The following is an 18,856-nucleotide window of genomic DNA, read 5'->3' on the forward strand; positions in this document are numbered from 1 at the left end:
CCACCGCTCCGGCCGCACCCCTCACCACGGTGCGACCTCGCGCGACGGCGCCGTCGCACCCGCACCACCCGATCAGGATCAGGACCGATGAGCCCCTCACCACGGCACGTCAGCAGCACCCGCACCAGGCGAACGACACCGCGCACCGCGCGGTAGTGCCGTTCGCCTCGTCGTCGTCCCCGGACGGCGCCCCCGCGGCGACACGGCGAGACGACAACAGAACAGCAGCACAACAGAACAGCAGCACCTCCCGCCTCACCAGCGGGGGTTCTTCGGATCAGGCGGCGGGCACGTCCCGTCAGGAAGAGGCACACCCATGCGAAGCCAGGCGATCGAGCGTCCCCGGCGCTCCCACGCGTCCCGCGCACTGAAGGCGACGGCGGCCGCCGTCGTCGCGGCGGTGGTCGGCGCGCTCGTCGTCGTCGTCCCCGCCCAGGCGGCCACGACCGATCGCAGCGAGGCCGAGGCCTCGTTGGTCGGCGGATCGGGCATCGTCTCGCTCGACCAGGTCGCCGCCCTCGGCGGGGCCTACTCGGCCTTCGGCACCACGCAGAACCCGCCGACCTCGCGCAACCCCCTGAACCTGAGCGCGCTGCAGCTCCTGAACGTGGGCCTGGGCAACGGCATCCGCCTCCTCGGCGGCAACGGGCTGCTGACCCTCGGCGTCGACGGCCAGTACGCGAACGCCACCGCGACCGGTGCCACGGCCTCGGCCGGCCTCATCGGAGCGGACGGCTCCATCGCCGTCGGCGACGGCAGTCCGGGCCAGGCGACGACGCTGCGCCTCCAGCCGCTACTCGCGCAGGTGCCGGCCACCCAGGGCGTGCTCAGCGACGTCACGCTTCAGCTCGGCGCGCTCTCGTCGCAGATCACCCAGCAGCGCGGTGCCACCGCGGGCACGCCCACGACGGCCTACCAGGTCGCCGGCGCCCAGTACACGATGACCAGCCCCGCGGTCGCGGGCGTCACCTCCTCGCTGCGCAGCACGGTCACCGGCCTCGGGTCGACGGTCAACGCGGTCGGCGGCTCCGCGGCCCTCACGAACGCCGTCGCCCCGGTGACCGCACCGCTCGTCGCCCTCGTCAACGCCGTCCCCTTCGCCAGCGCGGGCCAACCCACCGTCGTCGTGAGAGGCGCAGTGGACCTGACGTCGACCATCGACACCGAGCTCGCGCGTCCCCTCACCTCGGGCATCGTGACGCTGACGCCGTCGACCGGGCAGATCGTCATCGACCTGCAGGCGCTCAACGGGCTTCCGGCGAACAGCGACCTGCTGAGCCCCGCCACCCTCACGGCGGTCACGACCGGCCTGACCGACATCCTGCAGAACCAGTTGCCGACGAACCTCGTCGCCGCGGCGAACAACGCCATCCGGTTGACCGCCCTCACCGTCGACCTGCAGGTCCCCGTGCGTCTCGCCGGGGCCAACCTGTCGCTCGGCGCCACCACCACGACGACGATCGGGCAGCTGATCGACGGTACGACCCCGCCCGACGCCACGGTCGTCACGGCTCCCCTCGGCCTGGGTGTCCTGCTAGGCAGTGTCACGAGCCTCGTCACCACGAGCCTGTTGCCGACCGTGGGCTCCCTCTACTCGCCCGTCGTGAACGGCACGGCCCTCGCCGCGACGACTGACACCCTGCGAATCACGACCGCCGCCGTCATCACGACCCTCGCGCCGCTCACCAGCGTGCTGAACCAGCTCGTCCGCGTCACGATCAACGCCCAGGACGGCGTGGGCTTCCGGGACGGCCGGGGCACCGACGCGGGCTCGAGCTCCGTCCACGCGGTCAGCATCTCGGTCCTGCCGCTCGTGAACGCGTCCCGCGTCGACCTCGCCACCTCCACGGTCCGGGCTTCCGCCCTCGCCACCCTCAGCATCGCCACGCCCACCGCCGGGCAGGTCTTCGTGGTGCCGAACACCCCCGACGCCACCCGCAGCATCGTGCTGACCGGTGCCGGTGAGCCCGGCGCCACCGTCCGCGTCGACCTCGGCGCCGGTCGCACGGGCACCGGCACGGTGGCCGCGGACGGCAGCTGGAGCGTGACCGTCGCGAACGTGCCCGCAGGGGCCTACAGCGCCTCCGTGACCCAGGCACTCGGGGCCGTCACCACCGGACCGGTCACGCGTGACTTCACCGTCGTCGCGCAACAGCCCCTCGTCGTGGCCGCGCCCACCGCGGGACGCGTCTTCACCGTCCTCGACGCCGACGCCACGACCCCCGTCATCGTGTCGGGCACCGCCACGCCCACGGCCACCGTCGCCGTCGACCTGGGTGGCGGCCGCACGGCCACCGCCGTCGTCGCCACGGACGGCAGCTGGACGACGACCGTCCCGGGCGTGCCCGTGGGCGCCTACACCGCGTCGGTGACGCAGGCCCTCGGCGGCGACGTCTCGGCGGCCGTCACCCGGGCCTTCAGCGTCGTCGCCGGCGCGGGCCTCACGATCACGACCCCCACCTCCGGCACCCAGTACCGTCTGCCCGGCGCCGACTCGACCCGTGACGTCACCGTCTCGGGCACGGGTCAGGCCGATGCCCCCGTCGCCGTCTCGCTCGGCGGCGGCCGCGACCTCACCGCCACGGTCGCCTCCAACGGCACCTGGGCCGTGACCTTCCCGGCCCTGCCCGTCGCCGCCTACACGGCCACCGCGACGCAGACCGTGGGAGGCGCGGTGTCCGCCCCGCAGACCACCACCTTCAGCCTCGTGGCCGCGACCGGTGTGACGATCTCGACGCCGGCTCCCGGTGCGACCCTCACGGTCGCCGACGCCACCTCGACCACCCCGGTCACGGTGACGGGCGCCGCCGAGCCGAACGCCCTCGTCCGCGTCGACCTGGGTGACGGCTACGTCGCGACGACGACGGCCGACGGCGCGGGCGCCTGGACGGCGACGGTCTCGGCCGTGCCCGTCGGCACCCGGACGATCAGCGTCACGCAGACGGTCGCGGGCGTCATCTCGCTGCCGGTGACGCAGTCGCTGACGATCGCGGCCGGTGCGCCGCTCGTCATCGAGGCACCGGCGGTCGGCACCACGGTGCGCGTCGCGAGCAGCGCCTCCTTGTCCGACCTCCCCGTCTCGGGCACCGCCCAGCCCGGCGCCGACGTCCGCGTCGACCTCGGCGACGGCCTCACCGGCCGCGTCACGGCCGACGCCACGACGGGCGCCTGGTCGGTGATCGTCGCCGACGTGCCCGTCGGCCAGCGCACGATCTCGGCCACGCAGACCGTCAACGACACCGTCTCGCCCGTGCAGACGCGCGTCGTGACGATCGTCGCCGGGACCCCGGTCGCCATCTCGACACCCGCCCCCGGGGCGACCATCCCGATCGTCGGCGGGAACACGGCCGACGTGACCGTCACCGGCACGGCCGACCCGGGAGCCACCGTCGCGGTCGGTCTCGGAGCCGGCTTCGAGGTGCAGGCCACGGTCGACCCCGCCACCGGAGCCTGGACGGCCGTCATCCCCGACGTCCCCGCCGGGGACCGGACGCTGGGAGCGACGCAGACCCTCGGGGGCACCACCTCGGCACCGGTCACGCAGCCGTTGACCATCGCGCAGGGCACCCCCCTCGACGTGACGACGCCGCTCGAGGGCGCCGAGTACTTCGTCTCCGGCCCGCTCGGCACGACTCCCGTCGTGGTCTCGGGCACCGGCCAGGTCGGGTCGACCGTCGTGGTCGACCTCGGCGACGGGCTGATCGGTCAGACCGTGGTGCCGGTGTCCGGCACCTGGTCCGTCGCGATCGCCGGCGTCCCCGCCGGCCCGCACACGATCTCGGCGACCCAGAGCGTGAACGGCTCGACCTCGGGCGCCGTGACCCGTGACATCCAGGTCAGCGAGGGAGGCGCCGTCGTCATCCAGGCACCCGCCCCCGGGACCCGCCTCGTGGTGGCCGACGACCAGGGCACGGCTCCGGTCACGATCTCGGGCACCGGCGTGGCCGGGCTGCCCCTGGTCGTGACGGTGGACGGCGTCGACCAGACGCCCGTCGTCCCCGACGCCCAGGGCGCGTGGCTGCTCGAGCTGCCCGCCGTCGCCGTCGGGAATCACGCCGTGGGTGCGAGCCAGCAACAGGGTCCCGACCTGCTCGAGGCCGCGCCGACGAACTTCTCGGTGGTGTCGGCGCAGGCCGAACTCACCATCACCGCCCCCGGCGACGGCGACGTCGTCACGGTCGCCGGTGACGACAGCACCACCGCCGTGGTCGTCACCGGCACGGCACACCCCGACGCCGCGGTCCAGGTCACCCTGGCCGGCACCGTCGTGCCGACGACCGCCGGGCCCGACGGACTCTGGTCCGTGACGGTCCCGGGCGTCCCCGTCGGCGACCAGGTCGCGTCCGCGGTCCAGACCGTCGGCGCCACGACGACGACCGTTCCCGTGACCCGGGACTTCGAGGTCCGCGCCGGTGCCGACGTGGCCATCACCACGCCTGCCGGCGACATCCGGTACGTCGTCGGCTCGCCCGACGCCACGCAGGACGTGCCGGTGGCCGGTACGGCCCAGCCGGGTGCCGCCGTCACGGTGACCCTCGACGGCGTCGCGGTCGGCAGCGCCCTCGCCGACCCCACGACCGGCATCTGGTCGGTCACCCTCGTCGGCGTCGGTGTCGGTGAGCGCGTCCTCGGCGCCTCGCAGGCCGTGCGCGACACGGTCCAGCAGGCCGAGACACGCGTCGTGACGGTCGCCCCGGCCGCCGCGCTCACCATCGTGGCGCCGGCCGACGGCGTCCCGATCGTGCTGGCCGACCCGACCTCGACCACGACCCTCGTCGTGTCGGGTCAGGCCGAGCCGGGTGCGGTCGTCCGCGTCGACCTCGGCGACGGCGTCACCGACACGGTCACGGCCGACGCCACGACCGGTGCCTGGACCGTCTCCTTCGACGGCGTCCCCGTCGGCACGCGCACCATCACCGCCACGCAGACGGTGGGCACCTCGATCTCGGCTCCCGAGACGCGGGTCGTGCAGATCCTGGCCGGTGCGCCGCTCGTGGTCCTGGCCCCCGCCGACGGCTCGGTCGTCGACGTGGCCGGTCCCGACGTCCTGTCGACGGTGACCGTCTCGGGCACGGCGGCGGCCGGAGCCACGGTCGACGTCGTCCTCGACCCCGCGACCGGTGCCGACCTGGTGAGCACGACGACGGCCGACCCCGACACGGGCCGCTGGTCCGTCGACGTGGCGGGCGTCCCCGTGGGCACGGTCGACCTGTCGGTCACCCAGAGCATCGGTGGGACCACCTCACCGGCGCAGGAGAGCTCGTTCGAGGTGCGCGCGGCGGCACCGGTCGTCATCCTCGACCCGGACGACTCGGTCTTCACCCTGCTCGACCCGGCCGGTTCGGTCGACGTGCCCGTCTCGGGCACGGCGTCTCCCGGCGCCACCGTCTCGGTGCGTCTGAACGGGGGAGCGGCCGTCGTCACGACCGCCGACCCCACGTCCGGCGACTGGTCGGTGCTCTTCTCCGACCTGCCGGCGGCCGTCTACCAGGTGAGCGCCTCGCAGAGCGTGAACGGCACCAGCTCGACCCCGGTCCTCGCCTCGTTCGAGATCGTGGTCGGCGCCGGATTGGTCGTCCAGCAGCCCACGCCCGGCGCGGTCGTCACCGTCGCCGACGCGACCGCCTCGACGGCCGTCACCGTGAGCGGCACGGCCGAGCCCGGGGCCACCGTCCGCGTCGACCTCGGTGACGACCTCGTCGCCTCGACCGACGCCGACGGCACGACCGGCGCCTGGAGCGTCGTCGTCCCCGGCGTCACGGTCGGCGAGCGCACCCTGAGCGCCACCCAGGCGCTCGCCGGCTCCGTCTCGCCCGCCGTCACGCAGCCGCTCTCGGTCGTCGCCGCGGCGCCGGTCGTGATCGAGCAGCCCGCCCTCGGTGCGGTCGTCGTCGTCGCCACGCCGGACGCCACGACCGACCTCGTCGTCTCGGGCAGTGCCGAGCCGGGGGCCACCGTCACGGTCGACCTCGGTGACGGCCTGACCGCCACGACCACGGCCGACGACGAGACGGGCACGTGGACCGCGACGGTCCAGGACGTCCCGATCGGTGACCGCACCATCGCGGTCACCCAGCTCGTGGGCGGCTCGACCTCGGCACCCGTGACGCGTGACGTCTCGATCGTCGCCGCCCCGGCCGCTCCCGTCATCGTGACCCCCGCCCCCGGAGCGACCGTCTCGCTGCTCGACCCGGCGGGCACCACCGCGGTGCTCGTCACGGGTACGGGCCAGCCCGGAGCCACCATCGCGGTGGACCTCGGCGACGGCCTCACCGCCGATGCCGTCGTCGACCCGCAGGGCGACTGGCAGGCGACGGTCGACGGCGTCCCCGTCGGCGAGTACACGATCTCGGTGACGCAGAGCGCAGGAGGCGCGACCTCGGTCCCGGCGACGCAACCGTTCACGGTCGCGGCAGCCGCGGGTCTCGTGGTCGACCGTCCCACCGACGGCACGACGGTCGTCGTGCTCGCCGACGGTGACACCGCCTCGGTGATCGCGTCCGGCACGGCCCAGCCCGGAGCGACCGTGACGGTCGACCTCGGCGACGGCCTCGTCGGGACGGTCGTGGCCGACCCGGAGACGGGGGCCTGGACCACCACGGTGGCCGGCGTCCCCGTGGGCGACCGCACCGCGTCGGTCACGCAGACCGTCGACGGCGCCGTGTCGGCCCCGATCACCCGGGCCGTGTCGGTCGTCGTGGCCGCGCCGGTCACGATCACCTCTCCGCCCGCGGGGTCCTCCGTGGTCGTCGGCGACGCCGACGACACCACCGACGTCACCGTCACCGGCACGGGTCAGCCCGGCGCCACGGTCGTCGTCCAGGTGGGAGACGACCTGTCCGAGACGACCACGGTGACCCCCGGGGGCACCTGGACCGTCACGGTGGGCGACGTGCCCGTCGGCTCGTACCCGGTCGTCGTGACGCAGACGGTCCCGGCCGGCTCGACGACGCCCGCCACGCAGCAGCTCGACGTCGTGGTCGGCACGCCGGTCACCATCATCGAGCCCGCCGCGGGTGCCACGGTCGTCGTCCTCGACGGCCAGACCACGCCGGTCACGGTGTCCGGCACCGCCCAGCCCGGCGCGACCGTCACGGTCTCGCTCGGTGGAGGCCTCACCCAGACCGTCCCGGCCGACCCGACGACGGGGGCGTGGACCACGACCTTCGACGCCGTGCCGGTGGGGGCCGGGCCGATCTCGGTGGTCCAGCAGTACGGCACCGTGACGACGGTCCCCGTGACCCGGCCGTTCGCGGTGGTGGCGGCGGACCCGATCACGATCACCGACCCCGAGACGGGCACGCGCCTCCTGGTGCTGTCCGCCGACTCGACGGTGGACCTGCCGGTTACCGGTTCGGCGCAGGCCGGCGGGACCGTCTCGGTGACGCTCGACGACGGCACGGCCGTCACGGTCGACGTCGACGACGACGGCACCTGGTCGACCACCTTCACGGGGGTCGGCGTGGGCGAGCACGTGGTGTCCGCGACGCAGACGGTCGCCGGGGTCGAGTCGGCTCCGGTCACGACCACGGTCGTCGTCGAGGCCGCCGCCCCGTTGACCGTCACGGCGCCGACCGACGGGCAGCAGTACCAGGCGGGCGACTCCGGCACCGCGCCGGTCGTCGTCCGAGGCCAGGGACAGCCGGGCGCGCCCGTCGCCGTCACGGTCGACGGGGGAGACCCCGTCACCACGACGGTCGGTGGCGACGGCTCGTGGCAGGTGCCGGTCGTGCTCGGCACGGGGACGCACACCGTCTCGGTCGTGCAGACCGTCGGCGACGCGACCAGCGTCCCGGTCGAGGTCCAGGTCGTGATCGTGCCCGCCCCGGCCGATCCCGCCGCCGCCCCGACCATCACCTCGCCGGCCGACGGACAGCTCGTGATCGACGCCGACGGCGACGGCTTCGTCGACCTGCCCGTCACCGGCACGGGCGAGCCCGGAGCGACCGTCACCGTCACCGTCGGCGGGCTCACGCAGACGGCGATCGTGACCGACGGCGGCACCTGGTCGGTCACCGTGCCGGGCGTCCCGGTCGGCACGCGCACCGTGGTCGTCGAGCAGACGGTCGCGGGCGTCGTGACCGGCACCGCGTCGGTGACCGTCACCGTCGCCCCCGCCGCGGAGGTCGCGCCGCTCGTGGTGACCTCGCCCGAGCAGGGTTCGATCCTGCCGTCGGGGACGGCGGGAACGACCGACGTCCTGGTCGGTGGCACGGCCCAGCCGAACGCCTCGGTGGCCGTCAGCCTGGACGGTGGCCTGCCGGTCACGGTCGCGGTGGACGCCGACGGCAACTGGTCGACCACCGTGGTGGGCGTCGAGCAGGGGCAGCACACCCTGTCCGTGACCCAGACCGTGGGAGGCGCGGTGTCGGCACCCGAGACCGTCGCGTTCACGGTCACCGCTCCGGCGAACACCGACGCCGTGGTCATCACGTCGCCGGCTCCCGGTGCCCTGCTCGCCGACGTCGACGGGAACGGCGTCGAGGACCTCACCGTGACGGGTACCGGAACACCCGGTGCGCTCGTGGTGGTGGACCTCGGCGACGGTCTGACGGGGACGGCGACGGTCCTGGACGACGGCACCTGGTCGGTGGACTTCGCGGACGTCCCCGTGGGCGCCTACGTCGTCACGGCGACGCAGACGGCGGACGCGGGCACGACCACGGCGAGCCAGGACCTCGTGATCGCCTCGGTCGACCCCGTGCTGATCACCAGCCCGGTGGCGGGTTCGGTCCTGCAGGCCGGAGCATCCGGCACGACGACCGTCACGGTCGTCGGAACGGCGGAGCCGAACGCGACGGTGTCGCTGCAGCTCGACGGCGGTGCGGCGCAGGTCGTCGTGGCCGACCCGGAGACGGGTTCGTGGTCGGTCGTCCTGACCGGCGTCGTGGTCGGTCCGCACGTGGTCGCGGCGACGGAGACGATCGGGGGCGCCACGTCGGCCCCGGCCACCGTCGGGTTCTCGGTCTCGGCTGCCGCCGGGACGCCGGGAACCCCCGGGACGCCGGGAACCCCCGGGACGCCGGGAACCCCCGGGACGCCGGGAACCCCCGGTACGCCGGGAACGCCGGGCTTCCCGGGGCTGCCCGGAGCCGGTAACGGCACCGGCACCGGCAACGGAAACGGCACCGGTACCGGCACCGGCAACGGCGGGGGACCGGTCGTGACCGGGTACGGTTCCGGCCTGGCGTACACCGGCTCGGACACCCTCGGCTGGTCATCGCTCGCGGCCTTCGCGTTGCTGATCGGACTCGGCCTCGTGTCGGCGACCCGGCTCCGCCGTCGCGCGACGAGGCCGACCGAGTAGTCCACCCGGCCGAGAGCCGCACCCGAGGGCCCGTCGTCACGACGGGCCCTCTCGTGCGTCCGGGCACCGCCGCGGGTGCCGACGGGGGGCACCCGGCGACGACTCCCGCCGTCGACCGTTGTCGGTGGCCCCGACTACTCTTGCTCTGTGGTCACCGCCCTGTATCGCCGTTACCGGCCAGAGAACTTCGCCGAGCTCATCGGGCAGACGCAGGTGACCGATCCGCTGCGGACCGCGCTGCGGACGAACCGGGTCAACCACGCCTACCTCTTCAGCGGCCCCCGTGGCTGCGGCAAGACGACGTCGGCCCGCATCCTGGCACGGTGCCTGAACTGCGCCGAGGGCCCGACCGACACGCCCTGCGGCGTCTGCGCGTCGTGCGTCGAGCTCTCACGCGACGGCGGCGGCTCGCTCGACGTCATCGAGATCGACGCGGCCAGCCACAACGGCGTCGACGACGCCCGCGACATCCGTGACCGGGCCGTGTTCGCCCCGGCCCGCGACCGTTTCAAGATCTTCATCCTCGACGAGGCCCACATGGTCACCCCCCAGGGCTTCAACGCCCTGCTGAAGGTGGTCGAAGAACCGCCCGAGCACGTCAAGTTCATCTTCGCCACCACCGAGCCCGACAAGGTCATAGGCACGATCAGGTCGCGAACCCACCACTACCCGTTCCGTCTCGTGCCCCCGGCGCAGATGCTCGAGTACGTGCACGAGCTCTGCGAGAGCGAGTCGGTCGAGGCGGCCCCCGGGGTCCTCCCGTTGGTGGTCCGCGCCGGCGGCGGCTCGGTGCGCGACACCCTCTCGTTGCTCGACCAACTGATGGCCGGCAGTGAGAACGGCGCGATCGAGTACGAGCGTGCGGTCGCCCTGCTCGGGTACACCCATGCCTCGCTGCTCGACGACGTCGTCGAGGCGCTCGGCGCCCGCGACGGGGCAGCGGCCTTCGCGGCCGTCGACCGAGTCGTCCAGACCGGGCAAGATCCGCGTCGCTTCGTCGAAGACCTGCTCGAGCGCCTGCGAGACCTCATCGTCGTCGGGGCGACGGTCGAGGGCGCCTCTGCCGTGCTGCGTGGTGTCACGGCCGACGAACTCGACCGTCTCGTGCACCAGTCGCACGCCTTCGGCGCCGCCGAGCTGTCGCGCTCGGCCGACGTCGTCAACCGGGCCCTCACGGACATGACCGGGGCCACGTCGCCACGGCTGCACCTCGAGTTGATGATCGCGCGCGTCCTCGTCCCCGAGAGCGACCAGACCGGACGGGGTGCCCTGGCCCGGGTCGAGCGACTCGAACGACGCGTCGGGGTCGAGGGGCCCGGCGGGGGGGCGTCCACGGCACCCGTGCCGTCGGCCGACGCCCGACCGGCCCAGGTCGGGCCAGCGTCCGGTCGACCCGCGCCCGCCGTCGCGTCATCCGTTCCGGTCGCCACGGCTCCTTCCGCCTCCTCTCGTTCCGCGTCGCCGGTCGAGGCCACCCCGTCGACCGAGGCGGCCGGCGGTGCGTCGGCCGTCGAGAGCGCGACCGCGTCCTGGGCGACGGCAGCTCCGTCGGCTCCGGTCGACTCCGCGGCCCCGGCGACGACCGAACCCGCGCCTCCGTCCGCCGCGCACTCGGCGGCCTGGGCACAGGCCCCCGACGCCGGCCGGGGGGCCGCATCCGGCGCGGCCCCCGTGACCCTCCAGCAGATGCGCGACAGCTGGCCCGAGATCGTCGAGGTCGTCCAGAAGGCGCGGCGCACGGCCTGGATGGTCGTCGTCACGGCCACCGTCGTGGACTTCGCCGACGACGTGCTGACGCTGGCCTTCCCCAGCGCGAACGACGTCGAGAGCTTCAAAAGACCCCAGGGTGCGGCCGAAGGCGTGAGCGAGTACCTGCGACGGGCGATCGTCGACGTGCTCGGCGTCAAGGTCAAGTACATCGCCCGAGTCGAGGGTGACAGGCCCGCGGGGCCCACCCCCGCCGGTGCACCGCCTGCCGCCGCCGCGGCCGCCGCCGCCGCTCCACCCGCCGCCCCCGCCCCGTCGCGTCCCGCGTCGACACCCGCCGACGACGGCCGCACCACGGTCGTCGCGGACGAGACCGTCGAGCCGGCGACTTCCGCGGCGTCGGCGACAGCGGCCGAGACCTCCTCCCGGCCACCGGCACCCGTCGCGGCGCCCGAGCCGGCCGTGCGGCCGAGCGCCGCGGCTCCTGTCACCGGGTGGGACGTCGCGCCCATCCCGCAGACCGCACCTCCCGAGCCCGACGAGCCCGAGCACATCACCGAAGAGCCGCCCGGCGGGGTGCCGACGGTCGATGCCGCGCCTCCGCCGCCCGAGGTCGACGCGGCGTCGGCAGGACGCCCCGCCGCGAGAACGTCCTCGTCACCGGCCCCGGCGCCCTCGGCTCCGGCTGCCTCGACCGGTGCCGGCCCCTCGGTGGCCGAGCGTCGTGCGGCCACCGGCGATCCGCGTCGGGGCATTCCCACCGGGTCGCGCTACGGCGAGGCCGTCGTGCGCGAGATCCTCGGGGCCCAGTTCATCGAAGAAGAGACGATCGCCCCCCGGGTCACGCCTCAGAGAAGCGAGTAGCGCGTGTACGAAGGCATCGTCCAAGAGTTGATCGACGAGTTCGGTCGCCTGCCGGGCATCGGGCCCAAGTCGGCACAGCGCATCGCGTTCCACATCGTGCAGAATGAATCGTTCGACACGTCCCGGCTCGCCGAGTTGCTCGTCGACGTCAAGACCAAGGTCCGCTTCTGCGAGATCTGCGGCAACGTCAGCGAGCAAGAGACCTGCAACATCTGCCGTGACCCTCGTCGTTCGCCTGCCACGATCTGCGTCGTCGAAGAGGCGAAAGACGTCCAGGCCATCGAGCGGACTCGTGAGTTCCGCGGGCTGTACCACGTGCTCGGTGGCGCGATCAGTCCGATCGACGGCATCGGTCCCGACGACCTGCGCATCCGCCAGCTCGTGCAGCGGCTGGCCGACGACACCGTGCAAGAGGTCATCATCGCGACCGACCCCAACCTCGAGGGCGAGGCGACCGCGACCTATTTGTCGCGCATGCTGGCGCCCTTCGGGCTGCGGGTGACGCGGTTGGCGTCGGGCCTGCCCGTGGGCGGCGACCTCGAGTACGCCGACGAGGTCACGCTCGGCCGGGCGTTCGAAGGCCGCCGCCTCGTCTCCGAATGACGACCCGCGCCTCCTGAACCCGCCCTCGGGCACGCTCGCCGGTCAGAGGCGGGCGCGCCGAGCCCGGACGACGCAGTACGCGCCGTAGGCCATGAGCCCCAGGGCCACGGCGGTCAGCACCACGACGCCGAACGGCAGGGCCGCGAGGGCCTTCAGGGCACCGTCGAGGCCCGTGGCCTCGCTCGGGTCGGCGGTGACGGCCGCGACCGCGAAGAGCACGCCGACGACGCCGAGCGCGATTCCCTTGGCCACGTAGCCCGTGACCCCGAGGACGACCGTGCCGCGTCCAGCGGTACCGGCCGGCAGCGTCAGGTCCTCCCGGAACTTCTGCTTCACGCCCTTGACGACGAAGTACGCCCCGACGGCAAGGATGGCGAGCGCGACGACGACGAGCAGCACGACGCCCCCTGGCGCGGCGAGCAGTCGGGCGCTGAACGTCTGGGTCTGCCCCGAGCTGTCCGACGACGAGCCCCGGGCGAAGGTGAAGGCCGTGAAGCCCACCGCGAGGTAGGCGACACCCTTGCCGCCCTCCTTCGCGCGTTCGGCCCAGGCGTCCTTGTCCGTCCCGCGGACGAGGGCGGCCTCGAGCAGTTGGAACAGGCCGAGCCCCCACAGCCCCACGACGATCGACCAGAGCAGGAACACCCCACCCGGCCGCGCTGCGAACTGACCGAGGGCGCCGCCCTGGTCGGCCTCACCGCCGCCGCCGAAGGCGACGCCGAGGGCGATCACGCCGATCATGACGTGCAACAGTCCGTTCATCGCGAAGCCGATGCGGGCGGCGGTCGTCAGCGCTCGGCTGTCCTGCAGGCGGCTGGCGGCGCCGCGGGCCTGGTCGGTGGTGTCGGGCATCGGTCCACCGTAGGGGACGGTCGGGGTCGACGCCCGAGGGCTCGGGCGAGCGGCCCTCGGACCCGTGTGCGTAACACGCGCGCGACACCGAATAGAATCGCCGGACGCAGGCGTGAGCCGTTCTCCGGTGCGCCCACTTCCCTTCTCAGGAGTCACCGTGAGCTTGATCGTGCAGAAATTCGGCGGGTCGTCCGTCGCCGATGCCGAGAGCATCAAGCGCGTCGCCAAGCGGATCGTCGAGACGCGTAAGGCGGGCAACGACGTCGTCGTGGCCGTCAGCGCGATGGGCGACACCACCGACGAGCTGCTCGACCTGGCCAACGAGGTCAGCCCGCTGCCGGGTGGTCGCGAGCTCGACATGTTGCTCACCGCGGGTGAGCGCATCAGCATGGCCCTGCTCGCCATGGCGATCCGCAGCCTGGGCGTCGAGGCCCGCTCGTACACCGGCAGCCAGGCCGGCATGATCACCGACGCCCAGCACGGCAAGGCGCGCATCGTCGACGTCACGCCCGGCCGGGTGCGCGACGCCCTCGACGCCGGGTACGTGGCGATCGTCGCCGGCTTCCAGGGCTTCAACCGGTCCACCGGCGACATCACGACCCTCGGTCGCGGTGGCTCCGACACGACCGCCGTCGCCCTCGCCGCGGCGCTCGACGCCGACGTCTGCGAGATCTACACCGACGTCGACGGCGTCTTCACGGCCGACCCGCGCGTCGTGCCCAAGGCCCGCAAGCTCGACCGCGTCACGAGCGAAGAGATGCTCGAGCTCGCCGCCGCCGGGTCGAAGGTGCTCTACATCCGCGCCGTCGAGTACGCCCGACGCCACGGCGTCACCCTGCACGTCCGCTCGTCGTTCAACAACAACGAGGGCACGCTCGTCGTCAACCCGAAAGAGGGAGAGAACGTGGAAGAACCCATCATCAGCGGGGTCGCGGGCGACCTCAGCGAGGGCAAGATCACCGTCGTCGGCGTCCCCGACGTGCCCGGCAAGGCCGCGCAGATCTTCCGCACGGTCGCGAAGACCGGCGCCAACATCGACATGATCGTGCAGAACGTGTCGGCCGCGTCGACCAGCCGCACCGACATCTCGTTCACCCTGCCGAAGTCCGAGGGGGCGGTCGTGCTCCAGGCCCTCGAGTCCGACCGGGCCGAGATCGGCTTCGAGTCGCTGCAGTACGACGACCAGATCGGCAAGCTGGCGCTCGTCGGGGCGGGCATGCGCACGAACGCCGGCGTCTCGGCTCGACTGTTCACGGCACTCTTCGAGGCCGGAATCAACATCGAGATGATCTCGACCAGCGAGATCCGCATCTCGGTCGTCACCCGGGCCGACACCCTGAACGACGCGCTGCGCGTCGTCCACACGGCGTTCGGCCTCGACGCCGAGGTCGACGCCGTCGTCCACGGCGGCACCGGCCGCTGACGCGCCCCGGCCCTCGACCACAGGAGGCGCGGGCGGCTCCCGCATCGCGCCTCCCGGCCCTGCTCCCGCCGTGCCGGAAGCTGCACCACCGAACCCTTCACCACCGAACCCCATACCACCGAACCCCCAGGAGGCACCCATGGCCGAAGGACTGCGCGTCGGCGTGATCGGCGCGACCGGACAGGTCGGCAAGGTCATGCGCACGCTGCTCGACGAGCGTGACTTCCCGATCGCCGAGATCCGGTTCTTCGCCACCGCCCGCTCGGCGGGCACGACCCTGCCCTTCCGCGGGGTCGACGTCGTCGTCGAGGACGTCGAGACGGCCGACCCCGCCGGTCTCGACATCGCCCTGTTCTCGGCCGGTGCCACGGGATCACGGGCCCATGCGCCGCGTTTCGCCGCGGCCGGCGCGCTCGTCATCGACAACTCGAGCGCGTGGCGCATGGACCCCGAGGTGCCGCTGGTGGTCAGCGAGGTCAACCCCCACGCCATCCGCGAGGCGGTCAAGGGCATCGTCGCGAACCCCAACTGCACGACCATGGCGGCCATGCCCGTGCTCAAGGTCCTCGACACCGAGGCCCCCCTGCAGCGGTTGATCGTCAGCACCTACCAGGCCGTCTCGGGCAGTGGCCTCGCCGGCGCCGACGAGCTGCTGCAGCAGACCCGGGCCGCGATCGAGGGCGACACCATCGGCCTCGTGCACGACGGTCGCGCGGTCGACCTGCCCGAACCGGTGACGTACGTCCGTCCCATCGCCTTCGACGTCATCCCGCTCGCGGGCAGCATCGTCGACGACGGCACGCACGAGACCGACGAAGAGAAGAAGCTCCGCAACGAGAGCCGCAAGATCCTCGAGCGTCCCGACCTGCTGGTCAGCGGCACGTGCGTGCGTGTGCCGGTCTTCACGGGACACTCGCTCTCGATCAATGCCGAGTTCGCTTCGGACATCACGGTCGAGCGCGCCGAAGAACTGCTGCGCGACGCCCCCGGGGTGGTCCTCACCGACGTCCCGACCCCGCTCGAGGCGGCGGGAGCCGACCCGAGCTTCGTCGGTCGCATCCGTCACGACGAGGGCGTCCCCGGTCACCGTGGGCTCGCGTTCTTCATCAGCAACGACAACCTCCGCAAGGGCGCGGCGCTCAATGCGGTGCAGATCGCCGAGCTCGTCGCCGCAGAGCGCGCCCTCGCCTGACCCCACGGCGGCCCGCCGCCCCGATGCGCCGCGGACGCACCAGGCCCCGGTCTCTCGACATCGAGACACCGGGGTCTCGTCGTACGGCGGCCACCCGGGGGCGCCGAGGGGGCCGGGCCTAGACTGACCCTCGTGACCGATGCGAAGAAGCCCGTCGACGTAGCCCTCATCGGGGCCGGCATCATGAGTGCCACCCTCGGTGCCATGATCAAGCAGCTCGAGCCGAGTTGGACGATCCAGATCTACGAGGCGTTGGGTGACGTCGCCCTCGAATCGAGCAACCCCTGGAACAACGCGGGCACGGGGCACTCCGCCCTGTGCGAGCTCAACTACACGCCCGAGCGGTCCGACGGCAGCATCGACACGTCGAGCGCCGTCAAGGTCAACGAGCAGTTCCAGGTGTCGCGACAGTTCTGGTCGTTCCTCGTGGCCGAGGGGGCCCTGCCGCAGCCCGACTCCTTCATCAATTCGACCCCTCACATGAGCTTCGTCTGGGGCGAGAAGAACGTCGAGTACCTGCGCAAGCGCCATGAGGCCCTGCGCGAGCACCCGCTGTTCCAGGGTCTCGAGTTCAGCACCGACGCGTCCGTCATCCGGTCGTGGGCGCCGGTGCTCATCCCCGGGCGGGCCAAGGGCCAGCCCATCGCCGCGACGCGCATCGCCGCCGGGACGGACGTCGACTTCGGTTCGCTCACGCGCCTCCTGTTCTCGTACCTGCAGGGCGAGGGTGCCACTCTCGAACTCGACCACCGCGTGACGAACCTCACGAAGCTCGCGGACGGCACGTGGCGCGTGGCGCTCCGCAAGCAGGTCGGTGGGACGCCGACCACGGTCGACGCGCGCTTCGTGTTCGTCGGTGCCGGCGGGGGAGCCCTGCACCTGCTGCAGAAGTCGGGCATCGACGAGATCAAGGGCTTCGGCGGGTTCCCGGTCAGCGGCGAGTTCCTGCGCTGTGACGACCCCGCGGTCGTGGGAAAGCACCAGGCCAAGGTCTACGGCAAGGCCGCCGTCGGATCACCGCCGATGTCGGTGCCGCACCTCGACACGCGCGTGGTCGACGGGCAGGCCAGCCTCATGTTCGGCCCCTACGCCGGCTTCAGCCCCAAGTTCCTCAAGCACGGTTCGATGTTCGACCTGTTCGCCTCGATCCGGCCGCACAACCTCTACCCGATGATCCGGGCCGGGCTCGCGAACCTCTCGCTGGTCAAGTACCTCGTGGGTCAACTGGCGGCGAGCAAGCAGACGAAATTCGAGGCGCTGCGCGAGTTCATGCCCGACGCCGACCCCAAGGACTGGTACCGCATCACGGCCGGTCAGCGGGTGCAGGTCATCAAGAAGGACCGCAAGAAGGGCGGGGTGTTGCAGTTCGGCACCGAGGTCATCACGGCGGCCGACGGCACCATCGCGGGCCTCCTCGGGGCGTCCCCGGGGGCCTCGACGGCCGTGCCGATCATGCTCAGCGTGCTCGAGCGGTGCTTCCCCGACCGCATCGCGTCATGGAAGCCCCGGCTGAACGCGATGATCCCGACCTACGGCGACGACCTGTCGTCCGACGAGCGGCGAGCCGCCTCGACGATAGGGGCGACCGCCGAGGCGCTGCACATCCACGCCTGACGCCTCCGATCGGGCTGCGACCTCACGTCGCCCGCACCGGGTTGACCCTGCTTCGAACGTGTGTTCGAATGGAGTCATGCGATGGTCCGAGCAAGCGGTCGACACCGAGAACGCCTCGGCGCTGCCCGGCCTGGCCCGGTTGAACAACCTGATCACCTCCGTCACGACTCCCGAGTTCGCGGGTGTCACCTTCCACGAGGTGGTCGCGAAGAGTGCGCTCAACCGCGTTCCCGGTGGCGACTCGGCTCTGCCTTTCGGGTGGACGATCAATCCTTACCGCGGTTGCAGCCATGCCTGCGTGTACTGCTTCGCCCGCCCCACGCACGAGTACCTCGACCTCGACGGCGGCGACGACTTCGACCGGCAGATCGTCGTCAAGGTCAACGTGGCCGAGGTCCTGGCGCGCGAGCTGCACCGGCCGACCTGGCAGCACCACCCGGTCGCCCTCGGCACCAACACCGACCCCTACCAACGCGCCGAGGGTCGCTATCGCCTCATGCCCGGCATCATCGCGGCCCTCGCCGACTCGGGCACACCCTTCAGCATCTTGACGAAGGGCACGCTGCTCCGGCGAGACCTGCCCCTGCTCGCCGAGGCCGCACAGCACGTGCCCGTCGACCTGGCCATGTCGATCGCCGTCTACGACGACGACCTGCAACAGTCGGTCGAGCCGGGCACCCCGACGACGGCGGCCCGCCTCGCCACCGTCTCCGCGGCCCGCGAGCTGGGGTTGTCCTGCTCGGTCTTCATGATGCCCGTGTTGCCGTACCTCACCGACGGCCTCGACCACCTGCACGCGGCGCTCGCAGCCGTCCGCGACTCGGGTGCCTCGAGCGTCATGTACAGCGCCCTGCACCTCAAGCCCGGGGTCAAAGAATGGTGGTTCGCCTGGCTCGAGCGAGAGCACCCCGAACTCGTGTCGAAGTACCGTTCCCTCTACGCGCAAGGCACCTACGCGCCGACGGGCTACCGCTCCTGGTTGGCGGCGCGCGTGCGCCCCCTGCTGCACGAGTACGGCCTCGAGAAGGGGCAGGCCGATCCGGCGACGGGGTCGATGCGGTCCGCGGCACTCGACGACAGTGCGCGATCCTTGCGTCTGATGGGGCTGAACGGCAACGGCAACGGCAACGGCACAGGAGCCGCCCTGGATGTTCTCGACGTGACGACCGGCACCGGTCGTTCGGCCGTCCCGCGAGCCCTCATCGCTCACGAGCTGCCCGGTGGGGCCCGGTCCCAGCCGCGACTGTTCTGAGCGTCCGAGGTCGAGGGTCGCCGGGGGCACGTGCCCCGGTCG

8 protein-coding genes are annotated in these 18,856 nt (G+C 72.7%); 7 read left to right on the forward strand and 1 reads right to left on the reverse strand.

What is annotated here, in order from left to right; all coding sequences use genetic code 11:
• Positions 1 to 316: 316 nt before the first annotated feature.
• From EDF50_RS16600 to recR, 3 genes are all read left to right on the forward strand, one after another.
• A complete protein-coding gene (locus EDF50_RS16600; RefSeq protein ID WP_158612649.1) occupies positions 317 to 9,307 on the forward strand; it encodes an S-layer family protein in 8,991 nt (2,996 codons plus the stop codon).
• Between the two features lie 147 nt (positions 9,308 to 9,454).
• The gene (locus EDF50_RS06770) at positions 9,455 to 11,878 is read left to right on the forward strand and encodes a DNA polymerase III subunit gamma and tau (protein WP_123518776.1); all 2,424 of its coding nucleotides are present in this window, start codon (positions 9,455 to 9,457) and stop codon (positions 11,876 to 11,878) included.
• A 3-nt stretch (positions 11,879 to 11,881) separates the two neighbouring features.
• Positions 11,882 to 12,481: a recombination mediator RecR gene (gene recR / locus EDF50_RS06775; RefSeq protein ID WP_043595550.1), complete on the forward strand. Its 600-nt coding sequence runs from the start codon at positions 11,882 to 11,884 to the stop codon at positions 12,479 to 12,481.
• Positions 12,482 to 12,523: 42 nt separating this feature from the next.
• On the opposite strand, the gene EDF50_RS06780 is transcribed toward recR, so the two are convergent.
• A complete protein-coding gene (locus EDF50_RS06780; RefSeq protein ID WP_123518777.1) occupies positions 12,524 to 13,333 on the reverse strand; it encodes a DUF1206 domain-containing protein in 810 nt (269 codons plus the stop codon).
• 157 nt (positions 13,334 to 13,490) lie between these two features.
• Between EDF50_RS06780 and EDF50_RS06785 the strand changes: the two genes are divergently transcribed.
• From EDF50_RS06785 to EDF50_RS06800, 4 genes are all read left to right on the forward strand, one after another.
• Positions 13,491 to 14,756: an aspartate kinase gene (locus EDF50_RS06785; RefSeq protein ID WP_055971466.1), complete on the forward strand. Its 1,266-nt coding sequence runs from the start codon at positions 13,491 to 13,493 to the stop codon at positions 14,754 to 14,756.
• A 139-nt stretch (positions 14,757 to 14,895) separates the two neighbouring features.
• Positions 14,896 to 15,948 (forward strand): aspartate-semialdehyde dehydrogenase, encoded by a 1,053-nt coding sequence (locus tag EDF50_RS06790; protein ID WP_123518778.1) that lies wholly within the window; start codon positions 14,896 to 14,898, stop codon positions 15,946 to 15,948.
• Positions 15,949 to 16,080: 132 nt separating this feature from the next.
• The gene (locus EDF50_RS06795; RefSeq protein WP_123518779.1) at positions 16,081 to 17,562 is read left to right on the forward strand and encodes a malate:quinone oxidoreductase; all 1,482 of its coding nucleotides are present in this window, start codon (positions 16,081 to 16,083) and stop codon (positions 17,560 to 17,562) included.
• A 76-nt stretch (positions 17,563 to 17,638) separates the two neighbouring features.
• A complete protein-coding gene (locus EDF50_RS06800; RefSeq protein ID WP_123518780.1) occupies positions 17,639 to 18,814 on the forward strand; it encodes an Rv2578c family radical SAM protein in 1,176 nt (391 codons plus the stop codon).
• Positions 18,815 to 18,856: the final 42 nt, after the last annotated feature.

Origin of the sequence: Frigoribacterium sp. PhB24 (genome assembly GCF_003755185.1) — a bacterium.
Classification (GTDB): domain Bacteria; phylum Actinomycetota; class Actinomycetes; order Actinomycetales; family Microbacteriaceae; genus Frigoribacterium.

Coding starts and splice junctions, on each gene's coding strand:
- EDF50_RS16600 (WP_158612649.1), top strand. CDS start 317: ATGCGAAGCCAGGCGATCGAGCGTCCCCGGCGCTCCCACGCGTCCCGC.
- EDF50_RS06780 (WP_123518777.1), bottom strand. CDS start 13,333: ATGCCCGACACCACCGACCAGGCCCGCGGCGCCGCCAGCCGCCTGCAG.
- EDF50_RS06790 (WP_123518778.1), top strand. CDS start 14,896: ATGGCCGAAGGACTGCGCGTCGGCGTGATCGGCGCGACCGGACAGGTC.
- EDF50_RS06800 (WP_123518780.1), top strand. CDS start 17,639: ATGCGATGGTCCGAGCAAGCGGTCGACACCGAGAACGCCTCGGCGCTG.